The sequence below is a fragment of the Lewinella sp. IMCC34191 genome, assembly GCF_003390935.1.
Lineage (GTDB): Bacteria > Bacteroidota > Bacteroidia > Chitinophagales > Saprospiraceae > Neolewinella.
The window spans coordinates 909417-933779 of the sequence record NZ_QNQZ01000001.1 but is presented as its reverse complement, the minus strand read 5'-3'; the positions used below and the strand labels follow the sequence as shown (position 1 = coordinate 933779).

The window sequence follows — 24363 nt, the reverse complement described above, 5'->3', positions numbered from 1 at the left end:
GCAAAATCCGTCGCAAGCCGTTCACAACTACGCCAATGCCCGCGAGGAGGAACTGTGGGAGGAGTGCTCCGCTAAGATGTATACCACCGACTATCAGGGCTGGCGGTACATCCCCCAGGACCGGACTGCCGGGCTGGCCTAATGCATGGGCTATAAAATCTGTGAGGCTTGTTACGTGCAAACCGTCGACAAACGGGAGGCCGTCAAAACCCTGATTGAGAGCGAGGACTATCCGGCCATTTTGTAGGCCAGCGGCTACGCCGCTAAGTTTGGGGATGGGCGCAGGAAATAGCGGACTGCCAACGTTAGCGCTCCCCCGTCATGCCTTTTACCTCCGCCTCGAGCCACTGTACGGCATCCGTAAGCGGATCCTTGCTTACGACGTCGGGGATAAGTTCATCACCGTACGCCTGCTTATTGCGGTCGCCATACACCGAAACCGTCAATTGAAGCATGGCCCCGTCGGATAGGAAAATCGTGGAGTTCGTAGTGGAGTAGCCCGCCGTCGGGGTTCCAAAGGTGCGGGTACGCGGACGGCCCCGGAAGGACACGGCCAGGACCTCTCCCGAACTGGCGGTTCGCTCGTCGGTTAGTACGGCCACGTGGGGATCCGGATGCCGTAATTGGTAGGGGCGACCGCGCACCTGGGTTTGTCGCTGGCGACCCATTATCGAGGCCCCTTTCCGGTACTTCCAGGGCGTGGCCTGGTTACCATTCCGGTTCATGAAGTAGCCGGCGGTGCCCTGGCCCAGAACGGGGCCCACACCTGCCAGCATCGGCCAGCAGTTGCCCCCCGTATTTCCCCGTAGGTCCACTACCCAGGCTTTGGTTTCGGGACCGTCCAGACGGGCGATCAAGCGCTGCAGCGAATCGGCAAAGCGCCGCAGGGTAGGGGGGTGGCCGCTGCTTACCATCGGGATTTTTACGTAGCTGATCGTGGCACTGATCACGCGACCGGTGGCCTGGGGAATTTCCGGTGGAGGTTCGGATCCTTCGGTATCGCCCCCCGATTTCCATTTCTCCGAGTAGTCCGGGTCGGCAAGAAAGGAATGCGGATTGACCTCCCGCAGTACCTGTCGCAGGGCGGGGTAGGTTTCCGACGTGGTGGTGGCTCCCGCGGTCAGACTATCGGCCCGCGCGCGCAGCACCATCCAGTCGAACTGCTCGCGGTCCAGGATGCGTGTGCTAACGAGGTTGAAGAATTCGTCGAGATACGCAGTCACGGTATCGTGCCCTACGTCCTGCCCTTTTCCTAGTACGGAAAGGAGGATGCACAGTATGCTAAAACAGCTTCTCATTCCGGCCTTTTACGGAATATACGGCTAGTCGCTAGGTTCATTCTGCGGTTCGGTCTTATTGGACCGGCACGCCGGGGAGGCGAAAAAAAACTAGCTGGCCGCGGAAGACATAGCTTCGTGACGGTAGAATTCGCGGAAGGAGATCATGCGCTGCTTTTCCTCGTCCCAGAGTTTGTTGAACATCAGGGGGAGGCTCTTCAGGAACGTGAGTTGAGTAACGTGGGCCTGGAGAACGGGATTTTCCCGGGCGCAGCGGCGCAGATTGTAGTTCGGTATCCGACTGCTGAGGTGGTGCAGGTGGTGGTAACCGATGTTGCCGGTCAGAAAGTGCATGAAGCGGGGCAGCTTATAAAAGGTGGCTCCCTTGATGGCGGCGGTGAGGTAATCCCAGTTCTTCGTCCACTGCATATAGGTGTGGTCGTGCTGGTGCTGGACGTAAAAGAACCAGAAAGCGATAATGCTGAAGAAGAAGACGATACTACCCTGTACGATCAGGAAAGCCTTCCAGCCGACCAGGTAACCGATGCCCGCGTACGTAAGCAGGATCAGGATATTATTGATATTCTGCTTCCGGATGACCGGCGACCAGCCGGGGAAGTTGATTTTGGATATTCGTAGAACGACGCTGAAGTAAATCACGGGGACGACCAGGAACAGCACCAACGGACTGCGAAATACACGGTACTTCAGCTTGCCCCACCTGCCGAAATTTCGGAACTCCTCGGCGGTCACGAAATTGATATCACCGATGTCGCGGTGCTCCAACTGTCCGGTGTGGCCGTGGTGAAAACTGTGCACCCGGGCCCAGTAGGTATAAGGAATGGAACTAAAGAAGGAGCAGACGAAACCTACGGCGTCGTTGACCTTGCGTTTAGCGAGGAAGGAGTAGTGACCGCAGTCGTGCTGGATGATGAAGATCCGCACCAGGAAGAAGGCGTTGACCACGCCGAGCGCCAGGGTGAGCAGTACCGAATACGATACGGTAAAGTACATGAGGATCCAAAGCGCAAGGAAGGGACCGAAGCTGGTAAACAGCTGACCGACCGCCCGCCAGGTATTGGCGCGCTGGTATTCGGCAATGATGGATTTCCAGTGTTTCAGCGACTGTTGGATATCTTCAACGCCGAGTTGAATGGGTTTGGCCATAATGGTATAGAAGTGAATATGGGGGCAGAAAGTGGCCAAAGCCGGTACCAAGATTGGAAGAAGGAATCGGATCTCCTTCAGTTGTTGCCCTGCTAACTATAACGGTGCACTCCGCCAATTGTTAGATTTCGGGTGGAGGGAATCGTTAATGTTCGGGTTTGTTTCCAAAGCTGACTTGCCACGTTTCGCATTTCACGGCAGGATAAAAGGTTGCTAAGTCTGCCCGACCCGTTGCCCCGGAACCGCAGCACGTAAGGGGGGGGCACCGCCTCCGACAGCGCATCGTCGGTCATGACGTCCGGCTCGATTTTGTTGCCGTAAGCATGCTTATTCCGGTCGCCGTATACGGAGACGGTCAGATTCAGCATGGCTCCGTCGGATAAAAAAATGGTGGCGTTGGTTGTTGAATAGCCGGCCGTGGCCGCTCCGAAGCTTCGGGTATCCGGTCGTCCGCGGAAGACGACCGTTATAACTTCTCCCGAGCTGGCGGTACGTCCGTTGGTCAGTACTTCCACCTACCTTGACCTGTCGGCGTCCGAGTACCGAGGCGCCCTTCCGGTAGCCATAGGGGCTGGCCTGGCTACCATCCCGATTCATGAAGTAAACGGCCGTTCCTTCGCCGGGAATGGGTCCGATACCGGCGAGCATCGGCCAGCAATTACCCCCACCGGTTCGGCGTAATTCAATCAATCACCCGCGGGTGTGGGGACCGTCGAGTCGAGCGATCAGCGCCTACAATGAATCGGCAAAGTACCGTAGGGTAGGGCCGTGCCCACAGGCAACCGCCGGGACGGCCACATAGCTCACTTGTGGACTGATAACACGACCGGTGGCCTGCGGAATATCCCGGATGCCGTCCGGATCCGTCGATCCATCGCCCCCTGATTTCCAGTTATCCGTGCCGTCAGGGTCGACTAAAAACGAATGCCGGATCACGCGTTCCAGGACATCCCGCAGGGCAGGATAGGTTTCTTTCGGGGTGGTAGCCTGCTGCGCGATGCTGTCGGCACGCTGGCGTAGCGCTGACCAGTCATAATTCTCCCGGTCCGGCACCCCGCGCACGCACGATTGCAAAAAATTCATCCAGATAGCGGGTTGCCGCCTCACGCGGTGCGTGCTGGGCACCTACCGGTAGCGAACTGAGGCAGAGGATGAATAAGGAGCAGAAACGCAGTGATCAAGACTGGGTCAACACGGTCATAAAATAAAGGGTAATAGAAATCGGTGCAGGGCTTTGCAAAGCCGGAAGGGATCGCCGCTATTTACCGCAGCATATTCCCATTCACTCAGTTGTGGTCGGTCGGTTTGTTCCCCACAAATCCAACCCTAGTAGGGCCAACTCTTAGAATTCGAACTGCCAACAATTCGCCGCCCCCACCAGGCCCAGGCCTTCCTGCAGGGTATTGGCCACCGTCGTCGGTTCCGCAAAGGGGTTTTCGTGGTTTACTTCGAGCGTGCCGCGGGTCAGAAGGTAGTCGTACGTTGCCTGCGTGGTCTGGCAAACGTTGACCGTATTCTCGAAATCGGCACGTATGCTAAATGCTGCACTAAGGTAGGGCCCCAGCGCATCCCGACCGTGCAGGAAGTCAGCCAATTCCCGCTGTATATCGGGGCTGAGGTTTCCCCCCCTGCGATAGGTTTGGTCCGCATACAAGAGGTAGTAATCCCGTTCCCCGACCTGATTGGGCCACCGGGCCTGAACGTACCGATCCCCGTCGTCTTCCACCACTTGCTGAAGGATAATCGAGTCGAGCGGGATATTCCGTTCCGGAATCAACACTTCCCCCCGGGCCGTCAGCCCGTCCCACTCCGCTACTACTTCGTAAGTCTCCCCGGCCTTCAGACGGGCCTCCGTCTGCGGGAGGGTATATGTACGCCAGCCCCCCGATGCCGTGAACGCAAAGGGGAAGCTTCCCGCCGGGCCCACCAGGGTAACCCTTGCCTCCGTTACCAATCCCTTGGTGGGGTAGTCCGGTGGCAGATCCCCGACGGCCGGCGCGGTCACGAACACATCGGCGCGGATGAGTGAATCCTGGGGCGTAAGGATCGTAGTGAGTACGAGTTGTCGCTCGTAGGGCAACGCATCCACTTCGATCTCTCGATCGAAGAACTCGGCACATCCGGTCGCCAGCATTACGATGATTAGAAACGGGGATATAGGGGGGAGGTGACGCATGGACTAAAATTCAAAGTTGAAGCTAAGGGAGGGCACCACGGGAAACAGGGCGTGCTGCACCAGGCGATTGCTACCGCCATTTCGCCACGTACTGACGCAGAAGGGATTGGCGCGACTGTAGGCGTTGTAGACGCCCAGTTCCCAAACCACCTTACCCCAACGCGGGGATCGCATCCACCGCAGGGCTAGATCCAGTCGATGGACCGCGGCCATACGGTAATTGTTACGCTCCTCAAAGTCGGATAGGCGGGCGCTCCCGGATCCGAATCCCGGTAGGCGATTGTAGCCGTACTGGCTAATCGGTACCGTCGTAGGCACGCCGCTGCGGTAGGTCCAGTTAGCGGAGAGGAGCAGATTAGGACGAAGGTCGAAGCGAGCGGATAACGTCAGATCGTGACGGCGGTCCTGGGCGGCGGGGTAGTACTCACCATCGTTGACGCCGGACAGTTGCTCCTCGACGTGGGAGAGGGTATAGGCCAGGGAAGCCGTCAGCCGCGAACCCGTATACGTGCCGCCCATTTCCAGTCCTGCGGCACGGGCAGTTCCCGTCGTTAGGTTATCGACCACGTCGATACGGTCGGCCTGTCCGGGTGTATTGAGGGCGTCGAGGAGGAAGAAGCTGGCTCCGTTGGCGTAGCCGATGATGTCACTAAACCGTCGGTAGAATACCGCGCCCGTGAACGACCAGCTCCCGACGGGGGGGCTCCACGCGGCGCCCAGCGACAGGAGTTGGCCGGACTGGGGGCGGACTTCCTCCGAGGCCGGCACCCAGAGGCTGGTGGGCAGACTCGGACCGGAATTCGATAGTAGGTGGAGGTACTGCCGCGTGTATGCGTAGCCGGCGGTGGCCGTCCAGGCATCGTCAAGCCGGTAGGTCAAACTGAGTCGGGGTTCGGGGGCCGCGTAGCTCCGACCCGTCCGGGGAGTGAAGCGGGTGAAGCGCAATCCGTAGTTGGCCGTCAGCCGTGGGGACACGGTAAATTCATCCTCCAGGTAGACCGTCAGCTCCAGTGCGCGCACGGTGTCGGCTCCGTCGGCGCGCCCGGCCGGGACATCCAGGCGTTCCGCACTGGTGGTTAGCGTAAAGTCGTGGTCGGTGGCGGCCAATCCCGCCCGGAGGGTATGGCGGTTCGAGAGAAAGTAGTCGAGATCGGCCTGCAGGCCCAGGTCGCGAATACCGCTGCGGTACTCCACCCGGTAGAAGCGGTCGGCAGCCGATTCCTCGTTAATTACCCTAAAGTCGAAGCCCGTTCGTAAAGCCGTAAGATTTAAAAAGGCCCGTTGGCCGAGTTGCCGATTATAGCGGACGGTGAGCGTCTGGTTGCCCCAGTCGAAGCCGTCGGTTTGTTCCACACCCCCGTATTCATCTACGAAGGAGAAGCGGTCCTGGCCCAGGTAGCCGCTGACGAAAAGCTGCTGGCGGTCGTCGAGGTGGTAATTGACCTTGAAGTTACCGTCGTAGAAGTAGAGCTTGTCCCGTTCGCCGCTCAGTACATTATAAAGCAGGTCGAGGTAGGTGCGGCGGCCGGAGAGGAGGACGCTAACCTTCTCGCGCTTACCAATGGGTCCCTCCAGCGTAAGCCGGGAAGAAAGCAGTCCGATGCCGCCCCGCCCGTGCCAGTCCTTGCGGTTGCCCTCCTTCATCCGCAGGTCGACCACGGAGGACACGCGGCCACCGAAGCGGGCGGGATACTGTCCCTTGTAAAGCGTCACCCCCTGGAGGGCATCCGCGTTAAAGACCGAAAGGAAGCCGAAGAGGTGAAAGGCATTGTAGACGGGAGCCCCGTCGAGCAGGATCAGGTTTTGGCCCGGGGTGCCTCCGCGCACGAACAGGCCGCCGAAACCTTCCCGGGGATTGGCGACGCCCGGCAACAACTGTAGGGCTTTGAATACGTCTTTTTCACCCAGTAGTACCGGATTGACGGCCACGTCCCGGGGATCCAACTGGTGTACGCCGGCACTGGCGCGGGCGGCCGCGTCGCTTCGGGCACTGACCTCCACGGTGGCGAGTTGCTCGCCGGACGGTTCCAGGGCGATATCCAGTCTCCCAATTTCAGCCGTGATGGCTACCGTGTCGCTGCGGTAGCCCAGGTAGCTGAATACGATGCGGGGCGTGTCCGCACCACCCACGGGAAGCGTCAGGCTGTAGAAGCCGTAGGCATTCGTCTGAACGCCGGTGGTCGTGGCGGGGCGATATACGTTGACTCCCGCGAGTTGCTCGCCGGAGGTAGCGTCGGTGACCGTTCCGCTAAGGGTAACGGTGCTCTGGGCCGACAAGGGGATTGCGGCCAGGAATAGCAGGATAGTGCGCAGCATGGTAGTATCGCCAGCTTAGCGCTTGCTTGCATTGATGACAATGTCGTAGTCCCGGTAGCCGCCAATTGTATCTACAAACGATGTAGTCGTTACATCATCCGAGTACATGCGCAATTCATCTTCATCGAGCTCGAAAACCAGGCGGTTGTGGATGGCTCGATTCAGGTCGGTATCAATTTCCCAAGTCGTCCCGTCCATGGGGCGGAGATTAATGTAATCGGGCGTATTTCGGGCTGTCTCAATGCCATACCGGTAGTCATAGGTGGTTCCGTCGGTGTCGATGATCGTAACCGGACAGCGCTGACCATCGCGATTATCACGTAAGTCACACGCGGCAAACTGAAAGGTCGGCGAAGCGGTAAAGAGTACGCTGTCGGTGCCGGGCGCGGTGACGATGATTTCGGTCGTTTCGAAGACGCCCTCGATCCGGTTTAGGGTCTGGCGTTCTTCGGAACAGGCAAAAAAGAGTAAGGAGATTAAGAGGGGGTAAAGGTATTGAGGCATGGGTTCTGGTGGGTTTGGCCTCAAGGTAGGATGGGGATTGCGGGTAAAAGTTTTCAGGATGTTAATTTCAATAAATGGTACGTTAATCGCGCTTCAACTACGCCCGGACGAAGTGCGTACCCGATGGCCACCAAATACCCCGCGGTTGACCTCCGGGGTGAAAATATGGTAGGGAAAGGCATGGCCGGGCCGGCTGACCGCATCGAGTTTACTCCAGGCTTCCCGGGGAAGATCCACCTCCAGCGCGTCAATATTCTCCGTTAGTTGCTCGACCGATCGGGCCCCCGTGAGCGTGGCGTCCACGCCCGCGCGCTTGGCCACCCAGGCCAGCGCGATCTGCGCCATGGAGTATTCGGAGCCATCCGCGAGTTGGCGCAGGGTATCGAGCGTGGCCCAGTGCTGATCGGTGACTTCCGGGAACATGGGATTGAACTTGTCCAATCGACCACTACCATTCGCCAGCCCTCCATCGCTTGCCCGCTGATACTTACCGGTCAGGAAGCCATAGGCCAGCGGACTCCAGGGTACAATGCCCTGTCCGGCATCCCGGGCCGCGGGAAGGTGTTCGCGCTCGATACTTCGCTCCGCGAGGGAGTAGTACAGTTGCTGGGCAACCGGGGGTATGAGCTGGCCGTCCCGGGCCAGGGCACCCGCTTTGGCGGCGTACCAGGCGGGCATATCGGAAAAGCCGAAGTAGCGGATCTTTCCTTGGCGGACGAGATTGGTTAGGGTCTCCAGCACTTCTTCCACCGGGGTGACCATGTCCCAGACGTGCATCCAGTACAGGTCGATGTAATCCGTGCCGAGTCGGCCCAGCGAGCCCTCCAGTGCCCGGTGGATGTTCTTCCGACCGTTCCCACCGGCGTGGGGATTACCTGCCTCGGCGTTGAAGCCGAACTTGGTGGACAACACGATCCGATCCCGGCTTGCGGACTGCCGGAGAAAGGACCCGACAAGTTCCTCGCTGCGACCGCCGGAGTAGATATCCGCCGTGTCGACGAAGTTGCCACCCCGGTCCAGGTAAGTATGAAAGATTCGTTCCGAAACGTCATCCGGCGAACCCCAGGAAGGGTTGCCGAAGGTCATGGTGCCCAGGGCGAGCGGGCTAACGATTAGTCCGGATTTGCCCAGGGTTCTGTAATCTGATAAGGTCATGCGTGTAGATTTTACGCGCGATCATTCCCGATCGCTCAGTCTAACATATTGGTGTTCTGCCGATGGGTTGCGCCGCTCGGCTGCGTAGTAAGGCTGCACCACGTCCTAAGGTGACGTGGCGCAGTAGCCTCTACGCCTTGGTGGTGATCACGATTTTTCCGAAGCGGCCGGATTCCTTCATGGCTTGAAGTGCAGCCTTCGTCTCCGAAAGGGGATACGTCCGTTCGATTACGGGTTTTTCTCCCGATGCCTCCAGTTGTTCCTTCAGGGCGGCGTACATCCTGGCGCTTCCTACCATGATGCCGCGTACCGACTTACCGAATAGCTCGTAGCCGAGGGCGGGACCTGCCTGATCGCGCAGACCGATGACGGCCACTTCCCCGCCGTAGGCGCAGGCGGCCAGTGCCTGATTGACTGCGGAGAAGCCAATCGTATTGATGACCTTGTCAACACCACCCGTTGCCTCAGCAACAGCCTTTCCCCAATCCGCTTCGGTGGCGGAATTGATGATGGTTTTAATGCCCCGGGAGTGCAGCCGATCGTTGTGATCGTCTCGCCGCACGAGCTGAATGACCTCCGCACCCGCGCCCCGGGCGATCATAACCGCGGAGGTAGCTACTCCGCCCGTACCGATTACCAGGACCTTGTCTCCTGCACCGATAGGCTGCTTGTCCATTAGCGCATTCCAGGCGGTGACACCTGCGCAGGGAAGACACGCCGCCTCGGGGTGGGTATACCCATTTGGGGCTGCGGCGATGCGCTCGGCGGGCAGGACGATGTACTCAGCCAGGACGCCCTGCTCGTTCAGGCTGCCCAGTCCACCCCCCGCCGAAGCGGGAGGCGCACCGTCAAACCAGGCGTTGAAGTGGAGGTTGACGACGTGGTCACCGACCTGCCAATCCGCCACCCCTTCTCCCAGGGCGTCGACGGTCCCGGATACATCGGAACCGAGGACAAGATCCACTTCCGGTAATCGCATAAAGCCGTGCTCGAGGACCATTAGGTCGCGGGCATTTAGCGATACCGCTTTAACCCGGATGCGGACTTCGCCGGGGCCGGGTTTGGGCACGGGGGCCGCTTCGAGGGCGAGATCCGCAATGGAATCTACGCCGGACTTGGCAATCCACTGCTGCATGGTCTCGGGCTTCGTTTGGGGGGATGTTTGATTTAGCATAATGCTTGCGTTGTTTTGTTTAACTAACGATCACTAGGAAACTAAGTTTCGGTTTGAACCGTTTTCTAGCGATATTTACGAGCGATCATTATGAAAAAGACTTCTCCTGCCAAAAAGCGATCTCCCGGCCGCCCGCGCGGCTTCGACCGGCAGGCCGCCCTCGAGACGGCCATGAAGACCTTCTGGGCCCACGGCTACGAGACGACCTCCATTTCCGATCTGAGCCGGGCCATGGGGATAAACGCGCCGGCGATCTACTCCGCCTTCGGTGACAAAAAGCAGCTCTTCCTGGAGGCCATGCGCCTCTACCAGGGGGATCCCCAGGACCAAGCCGAGGGCATCGCGGGCGCGCCTAGTAGTCGGGACGCCGCCGCGATGGTCATGGGCAACGCCATTCGCACCTTCACCGGCAAGGACACGCCGAAGGGTTGCCTCATCGGCACCGGACTGGCCACCGGCTCGCCGGCCGCCGCCGACGTACGGGCGGAGGGTAACGCCATGCGCGATAAGCTGGAAGCATTACTGGTAAGGCGCATCGAGCGCGATAAGACCGAAGGTATACTCCCCCCGGACATCGATGCCGGGACGCTGGCAGCGCTTGTCAATTGCACCGTGCAAGGCTTTTCCACCCTGGCGCGGGACGGTGCTTCGGCAGCGAAGCTGCACGCCGTTGCCGACCTCGTGCTTGCCGGGTGGCCGGAAGAGTAGGGTAGCTCACAGTAGCGGAAGCTGCTAATGCGCCTCACCCTGGGGCTCCCGGAGAAAGTCGCGTAGGATCTTCCGCATACCCAGCGGTGGCCGGCCGATGAGGTTTGCCAGCGATGGATCTACGACGTTGAAATCTCCGCGCCGGGCGGCCAGGAAAGTACCCAGCAGCATCCGGGCATAAACGGTGGGTACGCCTCTGGCTTCCGTCGCCGCAAGCCACTCCTCGTCCGTCACCGTGACGTGCCTGATGTCCCGACCGCTCTCCTCGGAGGCGAGGCGCGCCAGATCGGCCATGGTATAAGCCTTCGTGCCGGTGAGCGGGGGACTAATCCCATCGATACGACCGGCTTGGGCCAGTATAGCCGCATCGGCGGCGGCGAGGTCGGCGCGGGCCGTCCAACTGATGGGGCCATCTTCCGGTACTCGCAGTTCCCCCTTGCGAAGTCCGGAGCCTACCATGTGCAGGGCGCTCTCGGCGTAGAAGCCATGCCGTAGCGCGGTAAAGGGTGTAGTGCCTTCTGCCAGAAATTGCTCGGTCAATGCGTGGTCGTGATCCGCGGTAAAGGGGGAGTGCAGCCGTGCGCCCTGGTGACTGGTGTAGAGGATGCGTCCGGCCCCAACCGCCCGGGCAGCGCGGATGGCGGCGTGGTGCAGATCGGTCGCGGCTTTACCAACCTTATCTACCGACACAATCAATACCTGGGCCGCGTCCCTGAAGGTCGTTTCCAGATTCTCGGGGTGGTCAAAGTCTCCTGTTCGTACCTGAATGTCGTCGCCCAGATGCCTGGTGGCTTTGGCCGTGTCCCGTACGGAAGCGACAATTTGGTCAGCGGGAAGATGTTGGCGCAGGGCGGCGATCACTTGTTGTCCGAGTTGGCCCGTAGCTCCGGTGATGATAATCATGGGTGAAAATTTTAATGTTTGCAGTTCGCCTACTTTACTTCAGCGGCGGAACTACTTGATTACGAACCAAAGGTCGGGGAGGGCCGGGGCGCAAAATTGTACGGGAGCGACATTTTGAAATTACGGACGGGACGGTCCGTAGCGGTTAGTCTTTTCTTTCTGAAATCAGCCGGTGGAGAGGGTAGTGGCCGGGAAACAGCTTTGGCGACCGTTCGGCCAGGGCGCTGAATTCCCGCGAGAAGTGCGCCTGGTCGAAGTATCCGGCATCATATCCCAGCTGAGTCAGCGAAGGGGTGGGGGAGAGGAGCAGACTGGTCTTGGCACGGGCGAAGCGGCAAATGCGTACGTAGGTGCGCAAGTTGACGCCGATCAGGGCGCTGAATCTCCGGGCGAACTGCCGGTTCCCCAGGTGAATTCGTTCGCGCAACGGGCCGAACGGTTCCGCAGGCTCCCGTCGGATCGCATCGGCAAGCTGCATGATGTTTTCATCCGTAGCATCGATACTGTGGGGATCAAGGGTCGAGACTAAAAAGTCTTCCACCAGTTGTACCCTGGTATCCATTGCGGGCGCGGCGACCACGTCCTCGTATAGGGATGGCCGCGGCACCTTCCACACCGATGCGATAGTACCGGCAGATGGCCTTAGTCGATCCACGGGCCCGGCCAGGAAGGGCCGCAGGCCGTAAGGCGCGAAGCGAACGGTAAATATTTCCAAATCATCATCCCGCCAGCGGAGACGCGATGCGGTATCGTGCATTTCGCGCACGCAACCGAAGGAGTAGGCTCGACCGTCCACCTCAAATGCCTGATTAGCAAACAGCAGGAAGGCACCCGGCCACGGCAGAATTTCTTTTTCGTGAATGACCGTGCTACTAAGCCGCAGCAGCCCGTATCCCTCTATGTAGGGCTTTAGCGATGGGTCGGTGACCGAAGCTTCCCGTAATTGTAGCATAAGCGGTGCGGCTGATGGTAGGGTAACAACCGGCGGCCGGCAACGTTTTTGGACGCGCCGATCGCCCAGCCTGAACGACCAGGCCGCACTGTTTTCAGGTTCGCAACCCTTACTGTTTCTGTGGCTGCACCGACCACTCAATACCAAATCGTGCGAGGTAAGCTTCGAGAGATCCCAGGCCGACTTCCGCGCGTCGACGGTTTACGTTTTCCGGATCGGCGATCTCGTAAACTTCCAACGCTCCGGTTTCCGGGTTACTACGCACCTGTGATCCGTACAGCTGCGGTTTATTGCTGTACATTAGTATACGATCTTCTAGCAAAGCCAAATCGCTTCCGTTGCTTTCTCCTTTCGATACGGAAGCCCGGAGTAGGGGTAGGTACTTTTCCTGCAATGCCAAATCTGCGTGCTGAATGACCAGCCATACCGTGCGATTGGCTTTCTCGCCTACTAGACTGCTTGCCGGCCAGCCGTTCGCTTCGATAATGTCGATCACGGCCAGTTCATTCAGGCTATCCTGTCGTTGGATGGTTTCCCAGAAGTACTCCATCTCTGCGGAGCGTTTGCCGAACCGCTTCTCCGCATCTTCCCAAAGCTGACGGATTACCTGGTCCTCAAGGTAGATGCGTTCGAGGCGATCTTGGAGTTCGTGATCGTAGTCCTTTTCATGCTCGGCGAGATTAGCTTCGATGGCTGCAACGATCGGTGACCAAGCCCCCGTATGTTGCAGCGTAGTAAGATTCTCGTCTCGTCTGACATGATCCGCATGCCGGTAGCCGCGGTCCGCGGCCTGCTGTAGGTAGAACAAAGCTTGGGAAGTATCCCCGGCCAGGGTCCAGGCACTGGCGGCGCTGTATAACTGGTATACGTCGCCGGTGTCGGTGGCAAATGCCGTGGTGTAAGCTTCCGCAGCCGTTTGATATGCTCCAGCCCCGAAGAGAGAATCGGCTCGCTCCAACGTTTGGGCACAGAGGGGGAGAGTCAGCAGACAAAGTGGTATCAGGAGTTGACGCATGTTCAAAAATACGGATTCGGGTATGGAATCAGCTTGTGGCACCTGACGACTAAACAAGGAACCTATGGTTAAAAACCCTCAACTTTATACACCTACAACCATGGTGATCTATTTGGCCGGACACTCCCACCACATCCGGGTTGCCCCGCCTGCAATTGCCAGGGAACTAGGGTCCACTGATGCAGGAACGCGGAATTGCGCGTAGGGAACAGTAGGGGAGGGAAGAACTGCCCGGTAAATTTTCGTACCTAACCTTATCCGTCTTTAAGCGCTATGCCGCTAATCCTTGGGTAATGTTGACCGGTTGCGGTAGACGTAGAGGTGACGTTGAAAAATGCGATCACCCGGAACGAAGGGGAAGGCGTTGAGAAACCCTACTTAACATAATATAAATTATAGGCAAAATATAAGAGATTTTGTAGCCTATCCGGAACCGTCATTTTCCCTGATCAGAAGTACTACCAATTGAATGATAACTCTCAAACAGCAACATGCAGAATCTAACTCTCGACGACGATTAGCTATGTGAAATAGCTTCGAAGCCAGCTTAGCTTTCCTGGAGCCGTAGTCACAGTGTTATCGTTTCAATGATTTCGAAACGTCAGCACCACCATCTGCTTTCAGCTAAGTCGACATCTTCAATTCATGTTTTATCAGGACGCAATTGGTGACAACGCAGGTATCAATGATCTGGGATTTTGTCGGGCGCTACGGGAAATTCTAATTGGCAAATTTGATCTCACTCCCCCACCCGTGATTTACCAATCAAATGTAAACATTACACTTTAAGAAAATTTTGGATGAGTAAAAATTATCACATGATTTGCGTCGGTGCGCAGGTATTAAGTTCTTACTAAAGAGGTTTGGTCTTGGGAAATCCGGGCTTTTGCCAGGTTGTGGCGGTTGGACGAGTAGCCGTTGGAGGAATACCCTTAGCACTGCTGGCGGTCCGACGGCTTACTACACCGGCGACCCTGGGAGATTTAACCTGGAGTTTACATACAGACCTTAAAAGTGGCTATCCGAATGCCTAATCCTGCCGGTAGTCCGCGCAGGTTTCGACGCTGTTTTCCCGGAGATAATCGATGTGCCGGGCCAGTAATTGCTGGTTATCGGTGTAATTACGGCGCTTGAAGGCGAGGTAAGCCGGCGGTAATTCGGCCTCTTCGAAGGTGAAGGTTCGATACAGGTAAACGTAGTAGCCCCCCCCATGTATGATGGCATTTCGGTCGGCGATACGCTCGTAGCCGTTCTTGAACTTTTGGTTGGTGACGTAGGCCGCGCCGTCGCCGATTAGGCCAAAATTGGAGCGATTGACGTAGTAGGCAATGTGTCCGAGTTCGTGAATGAAGCAGCCAACCTGGGCCGCGTAGGAGGAGTTCCGAAAATCAGCTGCCTTTTCCTGGACGTCATCTACGTAGATAGCGTAGGTACGGCGGGCGCCATTGAATGCGTAGCCTTTCGGTCGTGCGGCCATGGAGGTACGGAGCTTCCGGTGAATGAGCCGGATGGGCACGTCGCGGAGATCGGGATAAAAGGATAAAGCCGCCAGGATTCTATCGCGGTATTTATCGGCCGTGAGGTTGGCACCGTACAGTTTCTCCAATGCCGGGAGATGAGAAGCGATGAGGGCTGAGTCGATTGGCCGGCAACTATAGCGGTACCCGAGTAAAGGATTCCCCTTCGGCGCGTCCCGGGGCGCGAATTGACGTCCGCAGGATAAGGAGCTCAAAAGGCCCAGTAGGCAAAGGACTACTACCGCGGAAAATCTGGCTGAGCTCATGGACTTCTAACGAGTGACTGGGAGAGACGCGTATTCCTGCACTTAACCTGCTACGGGTAGCCTTTGGTTCGCGAATAACGAGCCCTACGAACTTTGACAATCGATTGTGCTACGCTCATTCGAATTACAAGGTGTCAGGGAATGAGGGGTGATAATTACCTTACCGTCAGTATTGGGCGCCTTACCTGCGCCCCGCCGCAAAAAATCAGAAACCTTCCGTATGAAATCGATCATCCCCCTTTCTTTGCTGATCATCCTGCTTGCCGCCTGTGGAAGCACCCAACCTAATCCGGAAGACACGGCCGCCGCGGAGGGGCAATGGGAATCGATCTTTAATGGAAAGGACCTCACCGGATGGGAAGCCAAAGTGGCCGGCTATCCCGCCGGGGACAACCCGCGGAATACGTTTCGGGTGGAAGACAGTATGCTGCGCATCAGCTACGCCGATTACGACAGTTTCGACAATCTCTACGGCCACCTGTACTTTACCGAACCCCTATCCTATTATAAAGTCCGCTTCGACTACCGCTTCGTCGGTGACCAGGTACCCGGCGGCACGCCCGGTAACGTCCGCAACAGCGGCATCATGTTGCATTCGCAATCCGCCGAGAGCAATGAGGAAGGTCAGTACTTTCCGGTTTCTATCGAGCTGCAGTTACTCGGCGGCCTCGGACGGGGACCACGACCCACCGGAAATGTATGCACGCCGGGCACGGCCGTCGTGATGGGCGACACCGTCAACTACCGGCACTGCATTAACTCCAGTTCCGACACCTACGAGGGGGACGACTGGATTACCGCCGAAGCCGTCGTACTGGGCGGTGAGGCCATGCATTTCCTGATAGAAGGAGATACGGTACTCAGCTTTCAAAAGCCGCAAATTGGCGGTGGCTTCATCGGTAGTAACGACTCACCGGACAGGTGGGCGTCTTTCGGCATCGACGAAGATCGGGAGGAATGGCTCGGGCGCGACGGAGAAATTCTGACCGAAGGATTCATCGCGCTGCAGGCGGAGAGCCACCCCATCGACTTTCGCAATATTGAGTTGTTACGGTTGAAAGAATAAGCAAAATCTATTTATGCCCGCTACCCTACCCCGGCGCTTTACCGCCCCCTTCCTCCTTTTATTCTACAGCCTACTGGGTTGCGCGCAGGCCGATCCGATCGCTACGCTGACCTTTCCCGACTTTCCGCTTGCGGAAGTCGAGGCGTCGCTTGCAGCACACCAACGCAATGAACTGACCACCCGCCGGTTCAAGCAGGCGGACCTGGCTCCCTTGGTTCAGCAGCTGCCTGAATCGTTCACCGTCGATACCGCCGGCACTTCCGTCGAGGGCCGCCCCCTGTGGCGGGTGGTTTGGGGCGAAGGGAATACGGATGTTCTCCTATGGTCGCAGATGCACGGCGATGAGCCGACGGCAACGGCCGCGCTGTTCGATCTATTCAGCTGGCTGGAGGGATCGGGCGACGGACTGGATAGCCTGCGAAAAATCATTCGCTCCGAATTGCGGCTGACCTTCCTGCCCATGCTGAACCCGGACGGGGCCGAAGTCTACCAACGGCGCAATGCACTCGGCATCGACCTCAACCGGGACGCGGTGCACCTGACGAGTCCGGAGGCCCAGTTCCTGAAGGGCGAGCGGGACCGGCTTGACGCCGACTGGGGTTTTAACCTACACGACCAAAGCACCTATTACTCCGTCGGCTTTCCGGCGGAAAAGGGGGCGGTACTGTCCATCCTGGCCCCCGCATTCGACTGGGAGAAAACAATGAGCACGAAACGGGAAGACGCCGCCCAGGTGATTGCCCTCATGAATGCCATCTGGCAGCAGTACGTACCGGGGCAGGTGGGGCGCTACAACGATGACTTTGAACCCCGGGCCTTCGGTGACAACCTGCAAAAGTGGGGCACCCGTACGATCCTGATCGAATCGGGCGGTTACGCCGGCGATCCGGAAAAGCAGGAGATCCGCAAATTGAACCTGCTCGGGCTGATTGCCGGACTCCAAGGCATTGCAACCGGTAGCTTCGAGCAGTATACGGTGGAAGATTATATGCGTATTCCACAAAACGAGTTCAACGGAATGCATGACGTAATTCTCCAGGACGCTAGGGTAACGCTGCCCGGAGGGGAATTCGTTATGGACATCGGCATCCGGAAAAACGAACGCACGCTTCCGCCCCAGAACCGAGAATTCACTACCTCCGGTTACGTAAGTGACCTGGGGGATCTTTCCACCTTCGGGGCTTTTGACCGGTTGTCGCTGAACGGCCAGCGCGTCGTGGCCGGAAAGGTGTACCCGGGCGAACACACGATTGCCGAGATCAGCCAACTGAATCCGCAGGATCTGTACGAGCGCGGCTATACCGCCGTTCGGTTACGGCAGCCCTTGCAAGGTCCGCCGCCAACCGAAGCGCTGCGCGTGCTCGGGCCGAAGAATTGGCTCAGTCCGGAGGTGACCTACGGGGAGGCCGTGGACCTGTTGGTTTACGGAGCGGACGATACGCTTACCCACGTCGTCGTGAACGGTAATCTGATTGCGGTTGAGTAGCACACCTACAGGCACTACCCCACCCCGCGTACCACGGCTGACGGTAGTACGCAATCTGTTGCGACTGGCGAGGCGTCCGATACCAACCTTCCAGGAATACCTGCGGCGATACGGCGACAATTTCATCCTCTCGGTAGACAGCTCCCGTACAACCCACTTCACCGTCAGCCCGGATGTCGCCCAACACGTCATGCAGCGCAACCACCGCAACTACGAAAAAAGCGAGGTACAGACGGTGGAGATGGGTCGCTATCTGGGATACGGACTGCTTACTAACAGTGGGGAGGACTGGCTTCGCCAGCGGCGGCTGATACAACCCGGTTTTCACCGGCAGCGGTTAGCGACCCTGGCCACGGAGATGCAGAGTGTTATCGCGAGCGAATGCCAGCGGGTGAGCCAGCAGCCGGAAACGGATCTGTTCGAGTTTACCCGCAATACCGCTTATCGGATCATCGTGCGCGCCATATTCACGGATGATTTTGGCGAAGCGGAGACCGGCGCGTTCAAAGAAATTCTCGACCGCCTGCAGGCGTACATCATCCATCCGATCCGCCTACCCTTCCTGCGCAAACCCCTACGGTGGCTGGGAATCGAGGAAAAGCATCTGGCGCTGGCCAGACGGAGTCGGGAAATGGTGCTGGCCCATATCCGGCGCCGACGCGAAGACCCGTCGCGGACCTACGACGATCTGCTGCAGATGCTGCTGGATACCCGGTACGAGGATACCGGAGAGCCGATGTCGGATGAGCAGCTCGTCGACGAAGTGCTCATCTTATTCGCGGCCGGATACGAAACCAGTGCCAACGCGCTCGCGTGGACGGTCTGGTTGCTGCTCAAGCACCCGGAAGAATTACAGCGGGTGCGGGATGAAATAGCCGGACACGGTGGACCGATCGGATATGATACGGTCGGTCAGCTACCCTATCTGACGCAGGTAATCCGGGAAAGTATGCGGCTCTACCCCCCGGCGTGGATCACCGACCGGATTGCAAAGCAGGACGATCAGGTAGCGGGTTACCGTATTGCGGCGGGAACGACGATCGGAATATTTATCTACGGCATTCACCGATCGGCAAAGCTGTACGAAGAGCCGGACGACTTTCACCCTTCGCGCATGCGCGAGGACCGTATGAAGGAACGGCCACCCTTTAGTTACCTACCCTTCGGCGGGGGACCGCGCCTGTGCATCGGTCATCATTTCGCTTTACTGGAGATGCAACTTTTTCTGGCCCACTTTCTGGAGCGGTACGCAGTAACACCGCTTGGTGAGTTGCCCACCTTACGGCCCGTTCCGTTCATCACCTTACATCAGGACCAGCCGGTCGTTATTCGGGTTAGTAAATTTTTTAAGAAAACTTTGGAGGAGTAATCTTGGAGTTGGTGCTTTTCCGCATAAGTGTGGAGCGCACAAATAAATTTAAGTGTTAAATTTTCTTTAATTCCCAATCATATATATATTGAGCCCGATCTGACGATAGAATCAACTGCACCTATCTAGGATCTTGTTTTAGTCGATCAACTTAGTGAGATCCGGTGACCTAGGGTCCCGGCGATCATGCAACTAGTATATTATGACGCACAGCTACTCCAGGCTGAGGGCGGGACTGATGTTCCTGTCGCTGCTATTCACTATCACCCTATCCGCCCAGCAGCGCACGATTACAGGGACACTCACAGATGAAGGAACGGGGGACCCGTTAATCGGTGCCAGTATATTGGTCAAGGGTACCTCCAGGGGTACGGTTACCGATATTGATGGCACCTACGCTATTGAAGCGGGATCCGAAGACGTCTTACTTATGTCCTACACGGGTTACGGGACCAAGGAGGTGCCGGTAGGAGACAATGAAATTATATCCATCGGCCTGACCAGCGGCGAGCTGCTCGACGAGGTGGTCGTCGTGGCCTACGGGAAACAGAAGAAGGCCACCGTAACCGGCGCCGTAGTGGCGATTGACGGCGGTGACCTGCAGGAATCGCCCTCTGTCAACCTGGGCGCCTCGCTAGCCGGACGATTACCCGGGGTCGTGGTGATTCAAAACAGCGGTGAGCCTGGATACGATAACGCGTCCATCAATATCCGCGGTCAGAATACGCTGGGCAACAGCAGTCCACTCGTGGTTATTGACGGCGTTCCGGACCGTGCCGGTGGTTTGGCGCGACTGAATCCACAGGATATCGAGTCCATTTCCGTACTGAAGGATGCCTCTGCCGCCATCTATGGTGCCCGTGCCGCGAACGGTGCTATCCTTATTACGACCAAGCGCGGAACAACCGGACGCCCCTCCGTAAGCTACGACTTCAATCAGGGATGGGCCCAACCGACGACTATCCCCGACATGTCCAACGCTATGGAGTACGGACGCATCATCAATGAATTACAAATCTACCAGTCCAACGTACCGGTAGACGAGTGGCAGGATGCCTGGCGGGCCCTGGAGGAGACCGGAACTTACGAGTCGCCAACGGATGGCGTCAATCCCATCAACGCGACCCACTCGCCCGAGGACTTAGAACTCTACGAAAACCAGACCGACCCCTGGGGACACCCGGATACCGACTGGTTCGGTGACGCTTTCGAAACCTGGGCCCCGCAGGGGCGGCACAACGTGCAGATTGACGGCGGCACGGAGAACGTCCGCTATCTGACCTCGCTCGGTCATACCACCCAGGATGCCTTCTACAAAAATTCTGCTACCAAATACAAGCAGTACGACATGCGGGCCAACCTGGATGCGACCGTCAATGACTATATATCCACCAGTTTTGGCATTCTACTTCGCCGGGAGGACCGTCAGTTTCCAACGGAGAGTGCCGGCTCCATCTTCCGCATGCTGATGCGGGGCAAACCCCACGAGCCGGAAGTTTGGCCCAACGGACTGCCCGGACCGGATATCGAGAATGGCCAAAACCCGTACGTCATCACCACCAATGCCACCGGCTACGATCGGGATATTCGCGATTTCGTCCAGACTAACGCCAGCATCACGCTTTCCGCCCCCTGGGTCGAAGGCCTGAATTTGACACTGTCCGGGGCGTTAGATCAACAAACACGAGACCGTAAGGTCTGGCAAACGCCCTGGATGCTTTACAGCTGGGACGGTCAGACCTACGAAGCGGACGGCGAGACGCCCCAACTGGAGGGCGCTATCCGGTCCACCTTTACCGACCCCCGCCTTTCGCAGTCGCAGGAACGTCAGCTGAACACCAACCTCTCGGCGCGCCTGAACTACGACGTAGAATTGCCCGGTGATCACACCCTTGGCTTGATGGCCGGTGTAACCCGGGAAACCTTCGAGGGATCCGGTTTTAACGCTTTTCGTCGCAACTATATCTCCCCGGCGGTAGATCAGCTGTTTGCCGGTGGCACACTGAATATGTCTAACGGAGGTGGAGCCTACGAACGAGCCCGTCTGGGTTATTACGGTCGTGCACAGTACGACTACAAGGATAAGTACCTGGCGGAATTCATCTGGCGGTACGACGGCTCGTACATATTTCCCGAAGATCAGCGTTTCGGATTCTTCCCCGGCATCCTGGTGGGATGGACTACGTCAAACGAAGACTTCTTCAATGTTTCCGGTATCGACTTCCTGAAGTTCCGTGCCAGCTACGGACAGATGGGCAACGACCAGGTCTTCTTCAATAACCAGCTGCAGGAGTACGCTTTCCTTTCCACCTACGGCTTCGGCAACTTCCCCATCGGTGGAGCTAACGTTACCACCCTGCGGGAGCAACTACTTGCCAACCCGAGCTTCACCTGGGAACGGGCCAACAACCTGAACTTCGGAGTGGACGCCGTACTGTTCAATAACAGCATCGACATCACCCTCGAGTACTTCCGTAACCTGCGTACCCAAATCCTGATCCAGGAGACGGGATCGACACCCGCTTCCTCCGGAATTAGCAATCTGCTCCCTCCCGTGAACGCCGGTGAAGTAGAAAACCGCGGTTTCGAGTTCAATCTGGGATACAACGGCAACGCGAATAACGCCCTACAGTACCGTGTTGGTATCAATGGCGGTTACGCGAAGAACAAGGTGATCTTCATCGACGAGATCAGCGGTGCCCCGGATTACCAATTGCAGGAAGGAAAGCCGATCGGCGCCTACCTCGTTTATGAGTCCGACGGGGTTTTCGTCGATCAGCAGGACATCAACAACTCCGAGCTGGACTACTCCGCCGTGACCGGCACCCTCCGGCCCGGTGACATGAAATTCATAGACCAGAACGGCGACGGCATCATCAACGGTGACGACCAGGTCCGCATCGACGACAACGGTACGCCGACCTTCAACTTCGGCGCCAATGCGCGCTTCAGCTACGCCGGCTTCGATCTCAATCTTCTGCTTCAGGGGGCTACGGGATCGTCTTTACGCGTACAGACGGAGTCCGGAACGATCGGAAACTTCCTGAAATACAGCTACGATAACCGGTGGAGCATCGCCAATCCCAGCAGCGAACATCCCCGGTTGGCGGAGCGGGGCAACACCTATTACACGGGTGGCAACTACGGCAACAATACCTACTGGTTATTCAGCAAAAACTACATCCGCCTGAAGACTATTGAACTGGGTTACAACCTGCCTTCCACCATTACGGATAGGATCTTCCTCAGTAACGTCCGCGCGTACGTAAACGCCTTTAACCTATTCACCGTCGACAGCCTCAACTTCTACGACCCCGAAAGCACCAATAGCAGCGGGCAGTACTACCCGCAGTCGCGAGTCATCAACGTAGGCTTCAACATCACCCTTTAATCATGCAAATCAAACCGACCATGTCCATTCTTTACAAGACCGGTTTCCGCTTGCTTACGGTGGTGGGAATCTTTACCATGTTGCTGGTTTCGGCCTGTGACGACGAATTTTTGAACACCGAGCCGCTAGGAAGTATATCCAGCCAGGCGACGTGGGGCGACGGTCCGCTCGCCGAAGCGTTTGTTTTCAACGTTTACACCTTCCTCGGTCGCGGGGGATTCGACGAGCAAATGCTCGCCAGCCTGACCGATGAAGCGCTGTTCACGCACCCCGGCCGCCGAATCGATATTTTTAACGAAGGAAACGAAGCGCCGGACAACACCGCCTGGACTAGTGGGACCTATTCCTACGGTAATATGTATTCTGCCATCCGGCAGGCCAACATCGCCCTGCAGGAGCTCCCCACGTCCACCTTCACGGACGATGAGCTTCGCGAACGCCTGATGGGCGAGTCCCACTTCCTGCGGGCCTATTACTATCACCAGCTGGCGCGCTTTTACGGTGGGGTGCCCCTGATTTCAACACCCTACGGCCTGGATGAGGATTACAGTATCGCGCGCTCTACCTGGGCGGAAACCATAGACTTTATCCTTGCCGACCTGGAAAATGCGATAACCATGCTCGAAGGCAAGCCGACCGCTTCCGGCCGTGCCTCCATGCTGTCCGCCCAGGCCCTGAAAGCCCGCGTTTTACTTTATGCAGCAAGCGACGAACACGACGCCACGAAGCTGCAAGCCGCCTCTCCGACGATGTCCCAGTATGGCAACATCGAACTGGTGGCGTACACCAGCGGAGACCAGGAACAGCGCTGGAGAGATGCGCGGGATGCTGCCCGGGTCGTGCTGGACGCCACCAATGGCTATAAGTTGGATCTAACCGCCCCCGTATCGGCCGAGGAAGGTACCATGAACCACATCTCCATCTATATGGGCGGAGGTAGTGCGGCCCCCGGAGTGGATGCCCAGGCATCAAGTGAACTCATCTTCGAACGTGCCGTAGCCAGCACGTACAATGAGATCCTTTTCGCCATGTTCAACGGGCCGAACGGATACCATAACTGGGCCGGAAATACGCCCATCGGTGCGTTGGTTGACGATTTCGAAATGATGGACGGAACGCCCTTCGACTGGGATAACGAGGACCACGCCGAAGCTCCTTACACCGATCGGGATCCCCGCTTCTACGCTAATTTTCTCTACGACGGCGCCCCCTGGAAACCCCGTCCAGCGGACGTTGCCGCCCGCGACCCCTACGATGAAGTGCAAACCGGAGCGTATGATTCCGGCAACACCAACGACAGTGGCGAAACGGTATACATCCCCGGTCTGGACACCCGCGAATCATCGGTAGAAGATTGGAACGGTTCCCGTACGCACTACTACTCCCGTAAGTTCTCCGATCCGGATCCCGCGGTCGTCGACAACACCTCCAACTTCAACACCCTTCCCTGGCCCTTCATTCGCTACACAGAAGTCGTACTGAATTACATCGAGGCGAGTCTGGAAGTAGGCGCGGAGAGTGAGGCGCTGGACTGGCTTAACCGCATTCGTTACCGGGCCGGTATGCCGGAGATTACCGAAAGCGGCGATGACCTAGTGGATCGCTACCGCAATGAGCGCCGCATCGAACTGGCCTACGAGGAGCACCGCTACCACGACGTCCGCCGGTGGCTCATTGCCGAAGAAACCCAAGGACGCCCGCTCATGGGAATCGACGTGACCGCAAACCTCAAGGAAGGCCAGTCGGCCCATGACCCGTACCACTACGACACGGACGTTTACAATTACATTTACGAACCGACCGTCGTACCGGAAGAAGACCGAATGTGGGACGATAAGATGTTCTTCCGACCCATCGACCGGAACGAAATGAACCGGAACGAGTTACTGATCCAGAATCCGGGATATTAAGTAATCCCACT

General features: G+C 57.7%; 19 protein-coding genes. 6 read left to right on the top strand and 13 right to left on the bottom strand.

The genetic code is table 11. The annotated features are described in order from the left end of the window. Positions 1-305: 305 nt before the first annotated feature. The 9 genes from DRW39_RS03715 to DRW39_RS03675 form a co-directional block, all read right to left on the bottom strand. Positions 306-1298 carry a S41 family peptidase gene (locus DRW39_RS03715; protein ID WP_116105615.1) on the bottom strand — a complete coding sequence of 331 codons (993 nt, stop codon included), beginning with the start codon at positions 1296-1298 and terminating at the stop codon, positions 306-308. A gap of 90 nt (positions 1299-1388) precedes the next feature. Continuing rightward, on the bottom strand, positions 1389-2483 hold the full coding sequence (locus tag DRW39_RS03710; protein WP_232830053.1) for a fatty acid desaturase: 1095 nt from the start codon (positions 2481-2483) through the stop codon (positions 1389-1391). 53 nt (positions 2484-2536) lie between these two features. After that, entirely contained in the window at positions 2537-2959 is a 423-nt protein-coding gene (locus tag DRW39_RS03705) for a S41 family peptidase (protein ID WP_116105614.1), read from the bottom strand. A gap of 217 nt (positions 2960-3176) precedes the next feature. Continuing rightward, on the bottom strand, positions 3177-3527 hold the full coding sequence (locus DRW39_RS03700) for a hypothetical protein (RefSeq protein ID WP_157975914.1): 351 nt from the start codon (positions 3525-3527) through the stop codon (positions 3177-3179). A 259-nt stretch (positions 3528-3786) separates the two neighbouring features. Then, entirely contained in the window at positions 3787-4620 is an 834-nt protein-coding gene (locus tag DRW39_RS03695) for a DUF4249 family protein (RefSeq protein ID WP_116105612.1), read from the bottom strand. A gap of 3 nt (positions 4621-4623) precedes the next feature. Next, on the bottom strand, positions 4624-6936 hold the full coding sequence (locus DRW39_RS03690) for a TonB-dependent receptor (RefSeq protein ID WP_116105611.1): 2313 nt from the start codon (positions 6934-6936) through the stop codon (positions 4624-4626). A 15-nt stretch (positions 6937-6951) separates the two neighbouring features. After that, on the bottom strand, positions 6952-7440 hold the full coding sequence (locus tag DRW39_RS03685) for a hypothetical protein (RefSeq protein ID WP_116105610.1): 489 nt from the start codon (positions 7438-7440) through the stop codon (positions 6952-6954). A 93-nt stretch (positions 7441-7533) separates the two neighbouring features. Beyond that, positions 7534-8595, bottom strand: coding sequence for an aldo/keto reductase (locus DRW39_RS03680; RefSeq protein ID WP_116105609.1), 1062 nt, complete (start codon positions 8593-8595; stop codon positions 7534-7536). A gap of 130 nt (positions 8596-8725) precedes the next feature. After that, positions 8726-9769, bottom strand: coding sequence for a zinc-dependent alcohol dehydrogenase family protein (locus tag DRW39_RS03675; RefSeq protein ID WP_116105608.1), 1044 nt, complete (start codon positions 9767-9769; stop codon positions 8726-8728). Between the two features lie 90 nt (positions 9770-9859). On the opposite strand from DRW39_RS03675, the gene DRW39_RS03670 reads away from it, so the two are divergent. After that, the gene (locus tag DRW39_RS03670; RefSeq protein WP_116105607.1) at positions 9860-10477 is read left to right on the top strand and encodes a TetR/AcrR family transcriptional regulator; all 618 of its coding nucleotides are present in this window, start codon (positions 9860-9862) and stop codon (positions 10475-10477) included. A gap of 24 nt (positions 10478-10501) precedes the next feature. On the opposite strand, the gene DRW39_RS03665 is transcribed toward DRW39_RS03670, so the two are convergent. The 4 genes from DRW39_RS03665 to DRW39_RS03650 form a co-directional block, all read right to left on the bottom strand. Beyond that, entirely contained in the window at positions 10502-11380 is an 879-nt protein-coding gene (locus DRW39_RS03665) for an NAD(P)H-binding protein (RefSeq protein ID WP_116105606.1), read from the bottom strand. Positions 11381-11525: 145 nt separating this feature from the next. Further along, a complete protein-coding gene (locus tag DRW39_RS03660; protein WP_116105605.1) occupies positions 11526-12332 on the bottom strand; it encodes a helix-turn-helix domain-containing protein in 807 nt (268 codons plus the stop codon). A gap of 109 nt (positions 12333-12441) precedes the next feature. Then, positions 12442-13347, bottom strand: a complete 906-nt coding sequence (locus DRW39_RS03655; protein WP_116105604.1) for a DUF6624 domain-containing protein — start codon at positions 13345-13347, stop codon at positions 12442-12444. A gap of 1030 nt (positions 13348-14377) precedes the next feature. Beyond that, positions 14378-14953: a hypothetical protein gene (locus DRW39_RS03650; protein ID WP_116105603.1), complete on the bottom strand. Its 576-nt coding sequence runs from the start codon at positions 14951-14953 to the stop codon at positions 14378-14380. Between the two features lie 397 nt (positions 14954-15350). On the opposite strand from DRW39_RS03650, the gene DRW39_RS03645 reads away from it, so the two are divergent. The 5 genes from DRW39_RS03645 (at position 15351) to DRW39_RS03625 (ending at position 24352) form a co-directional block, all read left to right on the top strand. Continuing rightward, positions 15351-16196 (top strand): DUF1080 domain-containing protein, encoded by an 846-nt coding sequence (locus tag DRW39_RS03645; RefSeq protein WP_116105602.1) that lies wholly within the window; start codon positions 15351-15353, stop codon positions 16194-16196. Between the two features lie 13 nt (positions 16197-16209). Next, entirely contained in the window at positions 16210-17682 is a 1473-nt protein-coding gene (locus tag DRW39_RS03640) for a M14 family zinc carboxypeptidase (protein ID WP_116105601.1), read from the top strand. Then, positions 17675-19051, top strand: coding sequence for a cytochrome P450 (locus DRW39_RS03635; RefSeq protein ID WP_157975913.1), 1377 nt, complete (start codon positions 17675-17677; stop codon positions 19049-19051). Before DRW39_RS03640 ends, DRW39_RS03635 begins: the two co-directional genes overlap by 8 nt. Before the next feature lie 202 nt (positions 19052-19253). Further along, the gene (locus tag DRW39_RS03630) at positions 19254-22442 is read left to right on the top strand and encodes a SusC/RagA family TonB-linked outer membrane protein (protein ID WP_116105599.1); all 3189 of its coding nucleotides are present in this window, start codon (positions 19254-19256) and stop codon (positions 22440-22442) included. A 2-nt stretch (positions 22443-22444) separates the two neighbouring features. Continuing rightward, positions 22445-24352, top strand: coding sequence for a RagB/SusD family nutrient uptake outer membrane protein (locus DRW39_RS03625; protein ID WP_232830052.1), 1908 nt, complete (start codon positions 22445-22447; stop codon positions 24350-24352). The last annotated feature ends 11 nt before the right edge of the window (positions 24353-24363 follow it).